15 protein-coding genes and 1 tRNA gene are annotated in these 16,107 nt (G+C 65.0%); 6 read left to right on the top strand and 10 right to left on the bottom strand.

The window, feature by feature from the left end; genetic code table 11:
• Positions 1-17: 17 nt before the first annotated feature.
• From D3876_RS09190 to D3876_RS09180, 3 genes are all read right to left on the bottom strand, one after another.
• On the bottom strand, positions 18-737 hold the full coding sequence (locus tag D3876_RS09190) for a TylF/MycF/NovP-related O-methyltransferase (RefSeq protein WP_220475448.1): 720 nt from the start codon (positions 735-737) through the stop codon (positions 18-20).
• Positions 738-834: 97 nt separating this feature from the next.
• A complete protein-coding gene (gene recN, locus D3876_RS09185) occupies positions 835-2,499 on the bottom strand; it encodes a DNA repair protein RecN (protein WP_119761590.1) in 1,665 nt (554 codons plus the stop codon).
• A 243-nt stretch (positions 2,500-2,742) separates the two neighbouring features.
• Positions 2,743-3,525 (bottom strand): outer membrane protein assembly factor BamD, encoded by a 783-nt coding sequence (locus D3876_RS09180; protein WP_119761588.1) that lies wholly within the window; start codon positions 3,523-3,525, stop codon positions 2,743-2,745.
• A 136-nt stretch (positions 3,526-3,661) separates the two neighbouring features.
• On the opposite strand from D3876_RS09180, the gene D3876_RS09175 reads away from it, so the two are divergent.
• Entirely contained in the window at positions 3,662-4,507 is an 846-nt protein-coding gene (locus tag D3876_RS09175; RefSeq protein WP_119761586.1) for a class I mannose-6-phosphate isomerase, read from the top strand.
• Between the two features lie 38 nt (positions 4,508-4,545).
• A complete protein-coding gene (locus D3876_RS09170; protein WP_119761584.1) occupies positions 4,546-5,709 on the top strand; it encodes a glycosyltransferase in 1,164 nt (387 codons plus the stop codon).
• Here D3876_RS09170 and D3876_RS09165 read toward each other — a convergent pair.
• From D3876_RS09165 to yajC, 4 genes are all read right to left on the bottom strand, one after another.
• Entirely contained in the window at positions 5,692-6,075 is a 384-nt protein-coding gene (locus D3876_RS09165; RefSeq protein WP_119761582.1) for an Mth938-like domain-containing protein, read from the bottom strand. The genes D3876_RS09170 and D3876_RS09165 overlap by 18 nt on opposite strands.
• A gap of 2 nt (positions 6,076-6,077) precedes the next feature.
• On the bottom strand, positions 6,078-7,052 hold the full coding sequence (gene secF / locus D3876_RS09160; protein ID WP_119761580.1) for a protein translocase subunit SecF: 975 nt from the start codon (positions 7,050-7,052) through the stop codon (positions 6,078-6,080).
• Positions 7,053-7,198: 146 nt separating this feature from the next.
• Complete coding sequence (secD, locus tag D3876_RS09155; protein ID WP_119761578.1) at positions 7,199-8,791, bottom strand: protein translocase subunit SecD; 1,593 nt, start codon at positions 8,789-8,791, stop codon at positions 7,199-7,201.
• Positions 8,792-8,799: 8 nt separating this feature from the next.
• The gene (gene yajC, locus D3876_RS09150) at positions 8,800-9,141 is read right to left on the bottom strand and encodes a preprotein translocase subunit YajC (protein ID WP_119761576.1); all 342 of its coding nucleotides are present in this window, start codon (positions 9,139-9,141) and stop codon (positions 8,800-8,802) included.
• Positions 9,142-9,389: 248 nt separating this feature from the next.
• Between yajC and D3876_RS09145 the strand changes: the two genes are divergently transcribed.
• Positions 9,390-9,466, top strand: a tRNA-Pro gene (locus D3876_RS09145).
• Between the two features lie 229 nt (positions 9,467-9,695).
• Here the strand turns inward: D3876_RS09145 and D3876_RS09140 are convergent.
• Complete coding sequence (locus D3876_RS09140) at positions 9,696-10,220, bottom strand: GNAT family N-acetyltransferase (RefSeq protein WP_238475309.1); 525 nt, start codon at positions 10,218-10,220, stop codon at positions 9,696-9,698.
• A gap of 180 nt (positions 10,221-10,400) precedes the next feature.
• On the opposite strand from D3876_RS09140, the gene D3876_RS09135 reads away from it, so the two are divergent.
• The 3 genes from D3876_RS09135 to D3876_RS09125 all read left to right on the top strand — a co-directional run bounded on the left by D3876_RS09135 (position 10,401) and on the right by D3876_RS09125 (position 13,476).
• Positions 10,401-10,940 carry a glycoside hydrolase family 108 protein gene (locus tag D3876_RS09135; RefSeq protein ID WP_119761572.1) on the top strand — a complete coding sequence of 180 codons (540 nt, stop codon included), beginning with the start codon at positions 10,401-10,403 and terminating at the stop codon, positions 10,938-10,940.
• Between the two features lie 58 nt (positions 10,941-10,998).
• Positions 10,999-11,412 carry a holin family protein gene (locus D3876_RS09130; protein WP_119761571.1) on the top strand — a complete coding sequence of 138 codons (414 nt, stop codon included), beginning with the start codon at positions 10,999-11,001 and terminating at the stop codon, positions 11,410-11,412.
• 165 nt (positions 11,413-11,577) lie between these two features.
• On the top strand, positions 11,578-13,476 hold the full coding sequence (locus D3876_RS09125; RefSeq protein ID WP_119763649.1) for an ABC-F family ATP-binding cassette domain-containing protein: 1,899 nt from the start codon (positions 11,578-11,580) through the stop codon (positions 13,474-13,476).
• 150 nt (positions 13,477-13,626) lie between these two features.
• Here the strand turns inward: D3876_RS09125 and D3876_RS09120 are convergent, their stop codons facing one another.
• Positions 13,627-14,016, bottom strand: a complete 390-nt coding sequence (locus D3876_RS09120; RefSeq protein WP_238475308.1) for a response regulator — start codon at positions 14,014-14,016, stop codon at positions 13,627-13,629.
• 74 nt (positions 14,017-14,090) lie between these two features.
• Entirely contained in the window at positions 14,091-16,103 is a 2,013-nt protein-coding gene (locus D3876_RS09115; protein WP_274378988.1) for a hybrid sensor histidine kinase/response regulator, read from the bottom strand.
• Positions 16,104-16,107: the final 4 nt, after the last annotated feature.

Here is a 16,107-nt window from a genome sequence, read left to right as displayed (position 1 = left end):
GAGAAGTGCGGCGGCGATCAAGAGCGCCGATGGCGCAGAACAGGATTTACGCCGTCCAGCATTTCAAAGCCGGGGTTCGCGATCAGGAATTCGTCGACCGCCGCCTTGCAGCCCGCATAGTCGTGATAATCGTCCATCACTATCAGCCCGCCGCGGCTGAGGCGTGGCGCCGCCGCATTCAGGCAATATTTGACGGGATCGTACCAGTCGCAGTCGATATGCGCGAAGGCCAGTGAGGATATCTCAAGCGTCGGCCAGCTTTCCTCGAACAATCCCTTGACGAGGTTCACGCGCACGCCGTCCACGGGCGTGCCATAGCGGCTCAACTGGCGGCTGACATATTCGTACAGATCGTCCCGATAGCCATAATAGACGTCGCCGCCGATGCCCGACGAACTGCCCTCCAATATGTCCTGATAGCGCTGTTTCGACCGGCTATCGTCCTTGTCGGACGTCGGCGGGGGGATCATCGCGAAGACATCGAGACCGAAGAAGCGGCGCGGCGGGATTGCCCGCTTCGCAAGCAGGATCGCCGACCCCCCGAGCGCGACGCCGAACTCGACAATGTCGCCGGGCACATCGGGGCGGAGCGTCGTGTCGAGCGCGCGCTCGATCCGAAGCAGCTTGGCGGGCGAAAGATAGGTGAGTCGGTCACGGCGGACGGATCGCGCGACATTGCTCAGCATCGCTGTGTTTGCGGCGCGGCCGAGCCGGGATCTGATGGACGACAGCTTCATAGTCGCGGTACCGCCCTTCGTTCGAGAAGGCTTTGAATAGAGCCTGATTCCCGCTTGGGCGGAAGCACAAAGCACCACTACCTCAAACGGTCCGCCTCTAGGCCGCCTCCAGCAGCCTCAACGCCTGCGCGCGCGCCTCATCGGTAACGCTTGCGCCCGACAGCATCCGCGCGATTTCCTCGCGACGCTCGCCATCGGCCAGCCGCACGACGCCGGTGCGCGTCACCACCCCATCGTGGCTCTTGGCGATCAACATGTGCGCCGCGCCCCGCGCCGCGACCTGCGGACTGTGCGTGACCACGAGAAGCTGGGTCTTGCCCGCCAGCCGCGCGAGACGTTCCCCGATCGCGCTCGCCACCGCGCCGCCGACGCCGCGGTCGATCTCGTCGAAGATCATCGTCGCCGCACCGCCTTCTTCGGCGAGCGATACCTTGAGCGCGAGGATGAAGCGTGAAAGCTCGCCGCCCGACGCGATCTTGATGAGCGGGGCGAAGGGCGCGCCGGGGTTGGTCGAAATCTCGAACTCCACGCGATCCTTGCCGTGCGGGCCCCATTGGCCCTCGGGCAACGCGTCGACCGCTGTGCGAAAGCGCGCGGCGTCGAGCTTCAGAGGCGCCAGCTCGGTCTTCACTGCGGCGTCGAGCCTCTCCGCTGCGGCGCGGCGCTGCGCGCTCAGCGCGTCGGCGGCTTCGCGATAGCTGGCCGCCTTCGCCGCGCAGTCTGCTTCGAGCTTGGCGAGCCCCTCGGTCCCCGCCTCGATCCGCGCATGGCGGTCCTCGAGCTCGCGCAGCAGCGCGCCGAGCTCATCGGGGCCGACACGGTGCTTACGCGCGAGCGCGCGCAGTTCGAACAGCCGTGTCTCGATCGCCTCGAGCCGTTCGGGATCATGGCGCAGCGCCTCGCCAGCGGCTTCCAGCTTCTCCTCGGCCTCGGACGCTTCGATCACGGCGCGGTCGAGCGCCGCCAGCGCCTCGGCAAGCAGTTCGTGCTCGCCCGCCATCCGGTCGAGTCGCCGCGCCGCCTGGCGCAATTGCGTCAAGCCGCCGTCCGATCCCTCAAAGGCCGACATCACGGCGATCAGGTCGTCCGAAATTCGGGCACCCTTCTGCATATCGGCGCGTTCGGTTGCGAGGCTCTCCTCCTCGCCCTCCTGCGGGTCGAAGCGTCGCAGTTCGTCGATCGCGTGTTCCAGCCATTCGCGGTCCTGCTCGGCAGTCGCGATGTCCATCCGCGCCTGCTCGAGCGCGGCCTCGGCCGCGCGCCACGCGCCATGCGCGGCCTCGACCGCAGCGGTATCGGCGCGCGCGAAGCTGTCGAGCAGCGCGCGGTGGCCCTTGGGATTGAGTAGCCCGCGATCGTCATGCTGGCCGTGGATTTCGACCAGCGCCGTGCCCACGTCGCGCAACAGCCCCGCGGATACCGGCTGGTCGTTTATGAAGGCGCGGCTGCCGCCATCACCCTTGACGACGCGCCGTACGATCAGCGGCTCGCCCTCTTGCGGCTCGAGCCCATTCTCGGCAAGCAGCGCCAGCGCAGGATGATCGCGGCGGTTCAACTCAAAGCTCGCGGTGACGCTCGCCTGATTCTGGCCATGGCGCACGAGTCCGCTATCGGCGCGCGCGCCCAGCGCCAGCCCCAGCGCATCGAGCAGGATCGATTTGCCCGCACCGGTCTCTCCGGTCAGCACGCCAAGCCCGTACCCGAACTCAAGGTCGAGCGCTTCGATGAGCACGACGTCACGAATGGCGAGGGCGGAAAGCATGGATGCTTCGTTTAAGCGAAGTTTTCCTCTTCGTCATTCCCGCGAAAGCGGGAATCCCGCTTTTCTTTCGCCAGATCATCGTGCGTTTAATAGGGTTCAGTGCTCCTGCGAAAGCAGGAGCCCATTTTCCCGGGCATACGGTCGTTTTCGGCATGGGCTCCGGGTCAAGCCCGGAGCACGAACCGGAAAGGCAGCGGGATTCCCGCTTTCGCGGGAATGACGATGATACTGGACTTGCCCCCGTCAGGCGGGATTGCGCTCCATCAATTCGTAGGCGCGTTCGTACCATTTGGTGCCCGGATAGTTGGTGCCGAGAACCGACGCGGACTTCTTGGCTTCATCGCGCATGCCGAGCGCCAGATAGCTCTCGGTGAGCCGCATCAACGCCTCGGGCGCGTGAGTCGTCGTCTCATAGTCGTCGACCACCGCGCGGAAGCGGACGACCGAGGCGAGCCACTGCGAACGCCGCTGATAGAAGCGCCCGATCTCCATCTCCTTGCCCGCAAGGTGATCGTTGACGAGGTCAACCTTCAGGCGCGCGTCCGCGGCATAGCGCGTGTCGGGATAGCGGCGGATCAGCTCGCCCAGCGAGCTCAGCGCCTGCTGGGTGATCTTCTGGTCGCGCGTCACGTCAGTGATCTGCTCGTAATAATCGAGCGCGATCAGGTAATAGGCGTAGGACGCGTCCTTGTTGCCCGGATGGATCGCCAGGAAGCGCTGCGCCGACTGGATAGAATCATTATATTCCTTCGCCGCGTAATAGCTGAACGCGCTCATGAGCTGCGCGCGACGCGCCCAGGGCGAATAGGGATGCTGGCGCTCGACCTCGTCGAACAGCGCGGCGGCAAGCTTGTACTGCCCCCGGTCGAGCCGGTCCTTCGCCGCGGTGTAAAGCGTGTTGACGTCGCTCGCCACATAGTTGGTGTCGGCCTTTGTGCTGGCAGAGGTGCGCGCACAACCGGCGAGCGGGGCGATAAGGGCGACGCCGATGAGGAGGGCGATCGGCTTCAGGGCAGAATTACGCATGAGGCGGGGTTCTAGCGAAGCAATCGGTCTTCGCCAAGCGCCGAGATTGCCTCTGTCCGGCACAATTTCGGGGCGCCTCTCCGGAACGCTTGCGCATGGTCGGGCATTGGTCTTAACCGGAGGCAAGGAGCCGGCAATGAGCGCAAAACGCCTGAAGACACACCGCGTCGAAAAACCCTGGGGCCGTCATCATCTGTGGCCGGGCTTCGCCGATCCTGCGCCCGACGGCGAACCGGTGGGCGAGATCTGGTTCCAGGACGAAGCCGACGACGCGCCCGAACTGCTCGTCAAATATCTCTTCACCGCCGAGAAACTCTCGATTCAGGTTCACCCCGATGACAAGGCCGCGCAGGCCGCGGGCCATCCGCGCGGCAAGGACGAGGCGTGGGTGATCCTCGCCGCCGAGCGCGACTCGACGATCGCGATCGGCACCAGACAGCCCGTCGACCGTGAAACGCTGCGCGCGGCCGCGCTCGGCGGCAGCATCGAACGGCTGGTGGACTGGAAACCGGTGAGCGCGGGCGACGTCTTCTATTCGCCCGCGGGCACCGTCCACGCGATCGGCGCAGGGATTACGCTGGTCGAGGTTCAGCAGAATGTCGACCTCACCTACCGCCTCTACGATTATGGCCGACCGCGCGAACTTCATCTCGATGAAGGCATAAAGGTTTCGGACGCGCGCCCCTTCGTCCCCGACTTTGCGCCCGAAGAGGCGGAGTCCGGCCGAACGATCCTCGCCGAAGGGCCGAAATTTGTGCTTGAACGCTGGCGCCCGCCGTCACATCGCACGATCGTCATGCCGCAAGGGGTGCCCGGGTGGTTCGTGCCCGTAGCCGGCGCCGGCAATATCGGCGGCGCGCCATGGAAGGCAGGCGAGACCTGGCTGATCGAGGACGCCGCACCGCTTTCCGCCGAAGAGGGCAGCGACATCCTCTTCGCCTATCCCACCGCGAAGCGGCTCGACACGGTTTTCCAGAGCTGATCCCGACTTTCTTAACCTCGCGCCGTTAATATGGCGCGATGCTCCGCGCGCTCACCCTGTCCTCGCTCTTCCCCGATGCGAGCCGGCCCAATTTCGGCGTGTTCGTCGAGCGACAAACGCTAGGGCTCGCCGCGCGCGACGATGTGGAGCTGGAGGTCATCGCGCCGATCGGGATCCCGCCCTGGCCGCTGTCGCACCATGCGCGCTATCGCATGTTCGACGCGATTCCGCTTGCCGAACGCTGGAAGGGCCTCACCGTCCACCGACCGCGCTTTCCCGTCATCCCGGGCGGCAACGGCTTCGCCTCGGCCGCGCTGATGGCGCGCGCGGTGCTGCCGCTCGCGCGCAGGATTCACGCCGAACGCCCTTTCGACGTGGTCGACGCGCAGTTCTTCTTTCCCGACGGCCCCGCCGCGATGCGGATCGCGCGCGCGCTCGGCCTCCCCTTCTCGGTCAAGGCGCGCGGCGCGGACATCCACTATTGGGGCGTCCAGCGCGGCAGCCGCAGGGAAATTCGCAGGGCCGGCGCATCGGCTGACGGCCTGCTCGCGGTCAGCGCCGCGCTGAGAGACGACATGGCGGCGCTGGGCATTCCCGTCGAGCGGTCACGCGTCCACTACACCGGCGTCGATCTCGATCGCTTCCGCCCCGGCGACCGCGCCCTGCTCAAGGCCGAGCGCGGCATCGCCGGCCCGCTCGTCCTCAGCGTCGGCGCGCTCATCGCGCGCAAGGGTCAGGCGTTGCTGCTCGACGCACTCACGCTGCTTCCCGGCGTCACGCTCGCGCTCGCCGGCGAAGGTCCCGACCGCGGCGCGCTCGAAGCGCAGGCCGCACGGCTGGGCGTCGCCGGGCGCGTGCGCTTCCTCGGCAGTATCGCGCACGATGCGCTTCCCGGCTGGCTCGCGGCGGCGGACGTGATGGCGCTGCCTTCGTCATCCGAGGGGCTCGCCAATGCCTGGGTCGAGGCGCTGGCCTGCGGCACGCCGACCGTCATCAGCGATTGCGGCGGCGCGCGCGAACTGCTCGATCGGCCCGACGCGGGGCGCATCGTCGCGCGCGAATCGCGCCCGATCGCCGCCGCCATCGCCGAATTGCTGGCGAGTCCGCCCGACCCTGCGCAGGTCCGGACGACCGCCGAGCGTTTCACATGGGAAGCGAACAGCGACGCGCTGTTCGCGCACCTTTCAGCGTTGAAGCGGTAGCAGCGCCGCGACGATCCAGCGCTGCTCGGCCCTCAGCACGCCCCAGGCACGCGCCGCAGCCCTGCTGTCCATCGCCTCGACCCCGATGCCCCGCGCTTCAAGCACGTCGACGAAGCCCCGCGCCGGCCGCGCCATCTCCGCGCCAGTGCCCAGCAACAGGAATTCGGGCTGCGGTTCGATCGCAAGCAGCGCCGCGACGTCGCCCTCGGCCAGCGCTTCCAATAAGGGGGCGTCCCACGCGGTCACGCTCACCGGCGTCAGCAGCGCGCCGCGTCGATAGACCTGCCCGTCGATCCTGAAGCCGCCCTCGGCAAAGCCCGTGATCTGCGGTCCCGGCCCCTTCGCCTCGGAGACGAGGCTCGGCATCGTCAGACCCGCGCGCCGTCGTCTTTGGCGACGCGCTCGGCCTTGCCGCCCTTGGCATCTTCCTTGGGCAGGAAGCTGTCGGGCTTGATGTTGAGCCAGAGCAGGATCGCCGCCGAGACGTACACTGACGAGAAGGTGCCGATGCCGATGCCGAGCAGCATCGCCGCGGTGAAGCCGAAGATCACCTCGGGGCCAAGCACCAGCAGGATGGTGAGCGCGATGATCAGCGAGAGCGAGGTCACCACGGTGCGCGACAGCGTCTCGTTGACCGACAGATCGAGCAGCGCGGCGATGTCCATCTTGCGATATTTGCGCATATTCTCGCGGATGCGGTCATAGACGACGATCGTGTCGTTCAATGAATAGCCGATGATCGTCAGGATCGCGGCGACGACGTTCAGGTCGAATTCGAGCTGGGTGAGTGCAAAGAAGCCCAGTGTCAGCGCGACGTCGTGGAATAGCGCGAACAGCGCGCCCACGCCGAACTGCCACTCGAAACGGAACCAGATGTAGAGCGCGATCGCCAGCATCGCGAGCCCGAGCGCCCATGCGCCCGCGCTGAACAGCTCTTCGGATACCTTGCCCGAGACGGTCTCGACCGCGGTGAAGCTTGCATCGGGATGTGCCGCCGTGATCGCGCGGCGGATCTCGGTGGCTGCGCGGTTTGCGCTGTCCTCGCCGCCCTCGGGCAGCGGCATGCGGATCGATACCTCGTTCGTCGATCCCATGTGCTGGATCGTCGGCTCGCCGAGATTGAGATCGGTAATCGTGTTGCGCAGTTCGTCGAGCTCGGCGGGCTTCTCAAAGGTGACGCGGATCATCTGCCCGCCGACAAAATCGACGCCCAGGTTGAAGCCCCGAACCGCAACGAGCGCGAGCGAGGCGACGATCAGCAGGATCGAAAATCCCATCGCCCAGGTGCGATATTTGAGGAACGGGATATTGGTATTGTCGGGGACGAGTTTCAGCGGACGCATCGCGTGTCAGTCCTTAAATCACGATTTCCACATTCCTGTCATTCCCGCGAAAGCGGGAATCCAGGAACACGGACTTTTCCGGAAGATGCGGTGTGCATGGATTCCCGCTTTCGCGGGAATGACACCAAAGGCAGGCGCACTGCCCATCAGATGACGATTTCTTTGGGACGGTTGCGCTTCAAATAGTCCGCAACCAGCAGACGCGTGAAGGTCACGCCCGTGAACACCGAGGTGATGATGCCGATCGCGAGCACCACGGCAAAGCCGCGCACGGGCCCCGAGCCGAAGGTGAACATGATCGCGGCCGAAATCACATTGGTGATGTTGGCGTCGAAGATCGCGCGCGACGCTTCCTTATAGCCGAATTCGACCGCCTGCAGCGTCCCGCGCCCGCGCCTCTGCTCCTCGCGGATGCGCTCGTTGATCAGCACGTTGGCGTCGACCGCCGCACCGATGGTGAGCACGAAGCCCGCAATGCCCGGCAGGGTGAGTGTCGCGTTGAAAATCGCCATGATGCCGAGGATCATGAACGCGTTCACCAGCAGCGCCAGCGTCGTGTAGACGCCGAAACGCATATAGGTGACGACCATGAACAGGATCACCGCCAGCGTCGCGACGATGCCCGCAATGATTCCCTTCTGGATCGAATCGGCGCCAAGGTCGGGCCCGACCGTGCTTTCCTGCACCACCTTCAGCGCCACGGGCAGCTTGCCCGAACGAAGCTGGACCGCGAGCTGGTTGGCGCTCTCGACCGTGAACCCGCCCGAGATCTGCGCCTGTCCGCCCAGGATCGGCTCGTTGATATTGGGCGCGGAGAGCACCTGGTTATCGAGGATGATCGCGAAGGGCTTGCCCGTATTTTCCTGCGTCACGCGCGCGAAACGGCGGCTGCCCTGCCCGTCGAAGCGAATGTTGACGACGGGGGTGTTGTCGCGCTGGTCATAGCCCTGCGTCGCATCGACGAGCTGATCGCCGCTGATGATCGCCTGACGCTTGACCGCGATCGCGCCCGTGCCGTCGGCCATGCGCAGCACTTCACTGCCCACGGGCGCGCGGCCCTGCGCCACCGCCGCGGGATCGGCGTTCAGATCGACCAGCTTGAATTCCAGCTTGGCGGTCTTGCCGAGCAGCGTCTTCAATGCCTCGGGATCTTCCAGACCCGGCACCTGCACAACGATGCGGTTCGAGCCCTGGCGGATGACGGTCACTTCCTTGGTGCCGTCAGGATCGATGCGCCGTGCGACTACGTCGCGCGCGACCGCGAGTGCATCGTCCACCGCGCGGACGAGGCCCGCCTGTGTCGGCTTGAGTATGATCCGCGACGAATCGACGACGCTTACGTCCCAATCGCGCTGCCCGGTCATCCCGGCGCCCTGAGTCTGCGCGCGCAGACGCTCGACCGCGGCGTCGACCTGGCTGGGATCGCGCACCATGAACGACACCTGCCCGCCCTGCAGCGAGATGTCGCCTATGTCGATGCGCGGCTGATTGCGGCGCATCTCGCTGCGAACGGTCTCGACCATCTGCTCGAGCCGCTGTTTGGCAACATCGCCGGTCTCGGCTTCGAGCAGGATGTGGCTGCCACCCGCAAGGTCAAGACCCAGATTGAACCGGACCTGCGTGAAGGCCGGCCATTTGGCGACCTGCTCCTTGGGGAAGAAGCTCGGGATCGAATAGGCAATGCAGACGGCGATCGTGATCCAGACGAGCCAGACCTTCCAGCGCGGGAAATCGAGCATTGTCTAACTCAGTCGTTCGCGGGGCGCGAGCCGGCCGCGGGGGTGACGTCGGAAAGCGTGGACTTCACCACCTTGACCTTGACGCCGCTCGCGATCTCGACGTCGACGAACTGCTCGTCGACCTTGACCACCTTGCCGACCAGCCCGCCGCCGGTGACGACCTGATCGTTCTTGGCGACCGCATTGATCTTGGCCTGATGCTCCTTCATCCGCTTCTGCTGCGGACGGATCAGCAGGAACCAGAAGATCACGAAGATCAGAAGCAGCGGCGCGATCTGCATGAAGAACGCGGCGCCCCCGCCGGATGCGGCGCTGCCTGCGGCCTGTGCGTAAGCGGGTGTGATGAGCATGGACGGTGATACCTGTCTCTATGGATGGGCTGCGACGAACAGCCCCATATGAAAGGCGCGCGCCTAACATGTTCAAGGGTGGGCGGCAACTTTCCTGTGTTCCCCCGGAGTACCCCGGCGAAGGCCGGGGTCCAGGGTGGCCGGCCACGATGCAAGCGGCTCCTGGACCCCGGCCTTCGCCGGGGTACAATTTAGCCAAACGTGGCTTGCAAGACTCGGGCAATGGCCCTAAAGGCCGCGGCTCCGGTCGGGACGTAGCGCAGCCTGGTAGCGCATCACACTGGGGGTGTGGGGGTCGGAGGTTCGAATCCTCTCGTCCCGACCAATTATTCTTCCCCCGATTTTTCAACTTTACAGGTCATTCCCGCGAAAGCGGGAATCCAGACGATGCTGATGCCGCACGGTCCTTTGGCGACACCCAATGAATCCCCGCTTTCGCGGGATGCCGGCATAATCCGTCATCCCGGACTTGATCCGGGATCCATGAACACCGTTACGTCCCCCTTTGCACCCTCCGTGTTCATGGATGCTGACTTTCGTCAGCATGACGAAAGTCAGCGGACCGCCACCCATTCATCCTTGAGCAGCCCGAACACCACGGTGTCGCGCAGATGGCCCGTCCAGGTGATCATGTTCTTGCGCAACACCCCCTCACGCACCGCCCCGAGCTTCTCGACCGCGCGCTGCGACCGGGTGTTGCGGAGATCGACGCGCAACTCGATGCGCCGATACCCTTGTGCAAAGGCGTGCTCGATCATCAGCGTCTTCATCATGCGGTTGAAGCCGCTGCCACGCACCGAGGGCGCGATATAGGTCCCGCCGATCTCGACCACGCCGTTTTTCGCATCGGGATTGATGAAATTGGTCATGCCCACGACGCGATCGCCGTCCAGCACCACGAAATGGATCCAGTTGGGCCGCGAGAGAAAATTGTCGAGCGACGCGTCGAAATGCTCGCCTGACAGGCAGATCGGATAAATCTCCCAGATCGCGTTATCCTCGGCGCAAGCCGCGCGCAGCCCCTCCGCATAGGTTTCGTGCCAAGGCTCCAACACCACCCTATCCCGTGACAGCGACACGCCCAGGCTCATTTCCCACCTCTCCGAATTCCTTCTCCCGAACTCTTCGCGCCTTCGCGTGAACCCCTTTTTCTCACGCGAAGACGCGAAGACGCGAAGACGCGAAGCAGGAAAAGCTGCTGTCCTACAATATTCCATATGGGTTAATTGATAGACTCGACATGAACCGAGGAGAATCCAGTGGATATCGATCAGCTCATCGATGAGGTCATCGGCCGCGAGGGAGGCTATTCCAACCATCCGGCCGATCGCGGCGGCCCTACACGATGGGGCATCACCGAGGTGGTTGCGCGCGCCAACGACTATGACAGCGACATGCGCCAGCTTTCGCGCGAAACAGCCGCCGCGATCTACAAGCGCATCTACTGGCATCGCCCCGGCTTCGACCGCGTCCACAATCACGCGCCCGCGCTTGCCGCCGAACTGTTCGACACCGGCGTCAACATGGGTCCCGCAGTCGCAATCGGTTTCCTCCAGCGCGCCTTGAACGCGCTCAATCGCGGCGCCTCTGACTATCCCGACATCGCCGCGGCGGATCGCTTCGACCACGCCACCGAAGCCGCACTCGCGGCCTTCCTGAAGAAGCGCGGGCTCACAGGAGAGACCGTTCTGCTCAGGGCAGTCGAAGCGCTGCAGGGCGAACGTTACCTCCGCCTCGCCGAGAAACGACCCGCCAATGAGGCGTTTCTCTACGGCTGGCTCGCCAACCGGCTTGGATGAAATCGCGCAATTTTATTTCACGATTCACGGGAAAAGTGCGAACACAAGGAGAGTTCGGATGTCCATAATCGAAGGCCTGATCGGCCCCGTCGCCAAGCTGATCGACAAGATCATTCCCGACCCCGAAGCGCGCGACCGCGCCAAGCTCGAGCTGCTCAAGCTGGAGGGCAGTCAGGAAATGGAGGCGATCCGCACGCAACTGACCGCGATCGTCGCCGAGGCGCAGTCCAACGATCCGTGGACGAGCCGCGCGCGCCCGAGCTTTCTCTATGTCATGTACGCGCTTCTGCTTTGGGCGATCCCGATGGGGCTGATCGCGGCGGTCCAGCCGGGCATGGCCGAAGCGATCGCAAAAGGCATGAACGCCTATCTCTCGGGCATCCCCGAATCGCTCTACATGCTCTTCGGCACCGGCTATCTCGGTTACACCGCCGCGCGCCAATGGGAAAAGGCGAAGGGGTCGGGAAAATAGACCTCGGTCATCAACACCACTCCCCGTCATGCTGAACTTGATTCAGCATCCATGAACACCGGCGGTGCGGATTCGGCCTCGATCGTTCATGGACCCTGAAACAAGTTCAGGGTGACGAAGGGGCGGGGGGTGACGATGGCGGGCGTTTCGGCTATCGGCCCCGCCATGCTTAACCTGAATGGTATCACGGTGCGCCTTGGCGGACGCACGATCCTCGACCGCGCGAGCGCCGCGCTGCCGCCGCGCAGCCGTGTCGGTCTGATCGGCCGCAACGGCGCTGGCAAGTCGACTCTGATGAAGGTTGTCGCGGGCTTCAGCGAACCCGATGAGGGCAGCGCTGAAATGCCGCGCGGCAGCCGCATCGGATATATCGCGCAGGAAGCCCCCGCGGGTTCCGCGACGCCGTTCGAAACCGTGCTCGCCGCCGATACCGAGCGCGCCGCCCTGCTCGCCGAATCCGAGCAGACCGACGATCACCACCGCATCGGCGAGATCCATGAGCGGCTGATCGCGATCGACGCGCATGCCGCGCCGTCGCGTGCCGCACGCATCCTCGTCGGCCTCGGTTTCGACGAGGATATGCAGCACCGCCCGCTCGACAGCTATTCGGGCGGCTGGAAGATGCGCGTCGCGCTTGCGGCGCTGCTCTTTTCCGAACCCGACCTTCTGCTGCTCGACGAGCCCTCGAACCACCTCGATCTCGAAGCGACTTTGTGGCTCGAGAACTTCCTCAAAAACTACCGCGCGACGATGGTGGTCATCAGCCATGAGCGCGATCTGCTCAACAATGTCGTCGATCACATCCTCCATCTCGAACAGGGCAAGACCACGCTCTATCCGGGCGGCTATGACGCGTTCGAAAAGCAGCGCGCCGAGCGGCTGGCGCAACTCGAATCGGCGCGCGCCGCGCAGGCTGCGCAGCGCGAGAAGCTGCAGGATTATGTCGCGCGCAACAGTGCGCGCGCCAGCACCGCCAAGCAGGCGCAGTCACGCGCCAAGGCGCTCGCGAAGATGACTCCGATCGCGGCGGTAGCCGAGGATCCCTCGCTGAGCTTCGATTTTCCGAGCCCCGACGAATTGCGCCCGCCGCTGGTGACGCTCGACATGGCGAGCGTCGGCTATACCGAGGGCCAGCCGATCCTCGAGCGGATCAACCTCAGGCTCGATCCCACCGATCGGCTCGCGCTGCTCGGCCGCAACGGCAATGGCAAGACCACGCTCGCGCGCCTGCTCGCCGCCCAGCTCACGCCGATGGCGGGGGACATCTCGGCATCGGGCAAGATGCGCGTCGGCTATTTCACGCAGTATCAGGTCGAGGAACTCGACGGCAGCGATACTCCGCTCGAGCATATGACGCGTGCGATGAAGGGCGCGACCCCCGGCGCGGTCCGCGGCCAGCTCGGCCGCTTCGGCTTTTCGGGGTCCAAGGCGACAACGCAGGTCGGCAAGCTGTCGGGCGGCGAGCGCGCGCGGCTGGCACTCGCGCTGATCACGCGCGAGGCGCCGCACATGCTGATCCTCGACGAACCGACCAACCACCTCGACGTCGATTCGCGCGAGGCGCTGGTGCAGGCGCTCAACGGTTACTCGGGTGCGGTCGTGGTCGTCAGCCACGACCGGCACATGCTCGAGCTCACCGCCGACCGGCTCGTGCTGGTCGACGGCGGCACCGCGACCGAATTTTCGGGCACGCTCGACGACTATACCGATCTGGTCCTCGGCAAGGGACCCGCGCAGCGATCGGCCGCCGCCGAAAGGCCCAAGGTGTCGGCGAAGGACGCGCGCAAGGCCGCTGCCGAGGCGCGCGAGCGCGACAAGGGACTGCGCGATGCAGTCAAGGCCACCGAAACCGAGATCAAGAAGCTCGCCGAGCGCCGCTCGCAGATCGATCGCGCGATGTTCGATCCCGCCTCCGCGACCGCGGAAGATTCGAAACGGACGATGAGCGAGTTGATGCGGCTTCGCGCCGAGCTGACCGAGGGTATCGAGGCCGCCGAGGCGCGCTGGCTCGCAGCGTCGGAAGCGCTGGAGGAAAGCCAGGCGGTTAGTGCATCGTGCGCTTAGTCAGACCCGCTCATCCTGAGGAGGGGCTGAGCTTGTCGAAGCCCCGTCTCGAAGGATCAACTCGGTGCGTCCTTCGAGACGCCGTTTCGACTTCGCTCAACGGCTCCTCAGGATGAGCGGATAGTGGATGCCGATTTAACGCGCGATGCGCTAGCTGGCGAGCACTCCGATCACCCCGCCGATCGCGCGCGACATTTCTTCGCTGCGATAGGGTTTGCTCAGCATCGGAAAGTGCCGCTGCTGTTCGACGAGGAGCGCGTCGCCATAACCGCTGACGAGCAGCACGGGGAGTTCGGGCCGGTGCTCGCGGACGTGCCAGGCGAGCTCGACGCCGTTCATGCCGGGCATCACCACGTCGGTCAGCAGCAGGTCCAGCTCGCCGCCATGATCTATCCAGTCCATCGCGGCCTCGGCCGATGTGGCGCAATGAACGGCCGCACAGCCCATGTCCGCCAGCAGCTCCGCGGCGGCCTCCGCGAGCATTTCATTGTCTTCGACCAGCAGGACCTTCAGCCCTGCGGGCACCCTCGCCTGTCCCATGCGATACCTCGCCTCTGGGTTATTCGGGGGGCGACCATAACGCATTTTGGCGACAAATGCGCGCGATTCGGCGATCAGGAAGAAACTTCGCCGTCAGTACGGTCGATCACCTCGCGCAGCCGCTTGGCCAGCCCGTCATAGGTGAAGGGCTTGGTGATGATGTCGACCCCCGGATCGAGCCGTCCGCCATGGACGATCGCGCTGCGCGCATAGCCGGTGGTGTAGAGAATCGGCAGCCCGGGCTGGAGCCTCCGCGCGGCCTCGGCGAGATCGCGCCCCGACATGCCGGGCATGACGACATCGGTGAACAACAAGTCGATCGGCGCACCGTGCCGTTCGATCATGCCGAGTGCGGAAGGGCCGTCATGCGCTTCAAGCACGTTGTAGCCGAGCTCGCGCATGAGCTCGACCGAATAGGCGCGCACACCGGGATCGTCCTCCACCACCAGCAGCGTCTCGCACTGGCCGGGCCGCGCGCGCAACGCCGATTCGGTTGCCTTGCCTTCGTCGACGCCGGCCCATGTCATCCGCGGCAGGTAGATCTTGACCGTGGTGCCCTGTCCCAGTTCTGAGTAGAGCCGGACGTTCCCGCCCGATTGTTTGACGAAGCCATAGACCATCGACAGCCCGAGCCCGGTGCCCTTGTCGACATCCTTGGTGGTGAAGAACGGTTCGAACACGCGCTCCAGGGTGTCGCGCGCAATGCCGGCGCCCGTGTCGGTAACCGCGATCACGACATAGTCGCCGGGTACAACCTCCGCCTGTCGCGCGGCATAAGCTTCGTCGAGCGTCACATTGGCGGTCTCGATCGTAAGCGCGCCACCACCGGGCATCGCGTCGCGCGCGTTGACGGCAAGATTCAATATGGCGTTCTCAAGCTGGTTCGCGTCCACCTCAACAGGCCAGAGACCCGTACTCGACACAGTCCTGATATCGATCATCTCGCCCAGCGAACGCGCAAGCAGATCGGACATGCCCGCGAGCAGCGCATCCATATCGACACGCCTGGGCGAAAGCGGCTGACGTCGTGAAAAGGCGAGCAGCCGCTGCGTGAGCGATGCCGCGCGCTCCGCACCTGTCAGCGCATTGTCGACCATGCGGCGCACTCGTGGTTCGGCGCCCTCGGCCAGCGCGCGGCGGAGCATGTCGAGATTGCCCGTTATGATCGTGAGAAGATTGTTGAAATCATGCGCGATGCCACCGGTGAGCTGGCCGACCGCCTCCATCTTCTGCGCCTGCCGCAGCGCGTCGCCGAGCACCTCACGCTCGCGGATCGTCTCGGCCACGCGATCCTCGAGCGTGGCGTTGAGGTCTCGCAACGCAGCCTCAGCGGCATTGCGCGCAGTATCGTCCCGGACCGTCAGCACTGCGCCGAGCAACTTCCCCTCAGCATCCCAGAAGGGGCGCGCGCTGCCGATTGCCAGCACTTCGCGCCCGTCGGGCCGACGAATTCGCCATCGCGCGTCGGACACGACCTCTCCGTTCATCACCGCGCGCGCAAGGGGCAACTGCTCGTGCGGATAGGGGCGCCCATCCTCGGTATAGAGATTATAGGTGTCGGAATATTCCTCCGGCCCGATATCGAGCTGATCGACGCCGTGGAGCCGCTTGGCCGCCTCGTTGATGAAGGTAATCCGGCCGTCGGGATCGGTGACGATCACGCCCTCGTCCATTTGGGCAAGCAAGGCGGCGCGCGCCGACGCTTCGACTTCGAAACGCTCCGCGGCGTCGCGCAGAGCCTGCTCGGCTTCTATCTGGCGCGTCACGTCGGTATTGGTCCCGAACCAGCGTCGTACTACACCGTCTTCATCGCGAACCGGAAAGGCGCGCGTCAGGAACCAGCGAAAGCTTCCGTCCCATCGGCGTAGCGGGAAAGTGTCCTCCCAGGGTTCCCCCCTTTCGAGGCAATTGCGCAGTCCCGCCTCGACGCGTTCGGCATGATCGGGGTGGTGCACACACAGCCAGTCCCAGCCCCGAACCTCGCCATAGGATTTGCCGGTATAGTCGAACCAGCGCTTGTTGAACCAGTAGCGCGACCCCGATGGCGAGGCGAGCCAAGCGAGCTGATCCATTCTGTCAGCCAGCATCCTG

The organism is Sphingomonas cavernae, from assembly GCF_003590775.1.
Taxonomy (GTDB): Bacteria; Pseudomonadota; Alphaproteobacteria; order Sphingomonadales; family Sphingomonadaceae; genus Sphingobium_A; species Sphingobium_A cavernae.
The sequence above is the reverse complement of the archived record's forward strand: the minus strand, read 5'-3'. Positions and strand labels throughout refer to the sequence as shown.

Excerpts from the sequence above, each read along its gene's own strand:
- D3876_RS09180 (WP_119761588.1), bottom strand. The coding sequence starts at position 3,525 with ATGCGTAATTCTGCCCTGAAGCCGATCGCCCTCCTCATCGGCGTCGCC.
- secF (WP_119761580.1), bottom strand. The coding sequence starts at position 7,052 with ATGCGTCCGCTGAAACTCGTCCCCGACAATACCAATATCCCGTTCCTC.
- D3876_RS09130 (WP_119761571.1), top strand. The coding sequence starts at position 10,999 with ATGTCCATAATCGAAGGCCTGATCGGCCCCGTCGCCAAGCTGATCGAC.
- D3876_RS09190 (WP_220475448.1), bottom strand. The coding sequence starts at position 737 with ATGAAGCTGTCGTCCATCAGATCCCGGCTCGGCCGCGCCGCAAACACA.
- D3876_RS09115 (WP_274378988.1), bottom strand. The coding sequence starts at position 16,103 with ATGCTGGCTGACAGAATGGATCAGCTCGCTTGGCTCGCCTCGCCATCG.
- secD (WP_119761578.1), bottom strand. The coding sequence starts at position 8,791 with ATGCTCGATTTCCCGCGCTGGAAGGTCTGGCTCGTCTGGATCACGATC.
- yajC (WP_119761576.1), bottom strand. The coding sequence starts at position 9,141 with ATGCTCATCACACCCGCTTACGCACAGGCCGCAGGCAGCGCCGCATCC.
- D3876_RS09170 (WP_119761584.1), top strand. The coding sequence starts at position 4,546 with ATGCTCCGCGCGCTCACCCTGTCCTCGCTCTTCCCCGATGCGAGCCGG.
- D3876_RS09125 (WP_119763649.1), top strand. The coding sequence starts at position 11,578 with ATGCTTAACCTGAATGGTATCACGGTGCGCCTTGGCGGACGCACGATC.
- D3876_RS09165 (WP_119761582.1), bottom strand. The coding sequence starts at position 6,075 with ATGCCGAGCCTCGTCTCCGAGGCGAAGGGGCCGGGACCGCAGATCACG.
- D3876_RS09175 (WP_119761586.1), top strand. The coding sequence starts at position 3,662 with ATGAGCGCAAAACGCCTGAAGACACACCGCGTCGAAAAACCCTGGGGC.
- D3876_RS09120 (WP_238475308.1), bottom strand. The coding sequence starts at position 14,016 with ATGGGACAGGCGAGGGTGCCCGCAGGGCTGAAGGTCCTGCTGGTCGAA.
- recN (WP_119761590.1), bottom strand. The coding sequence starts at position 2,499 with ATGCTTTCCGCCCTCGCCATTCGTGACGTCGTGCTCATCGAAGCGCTC.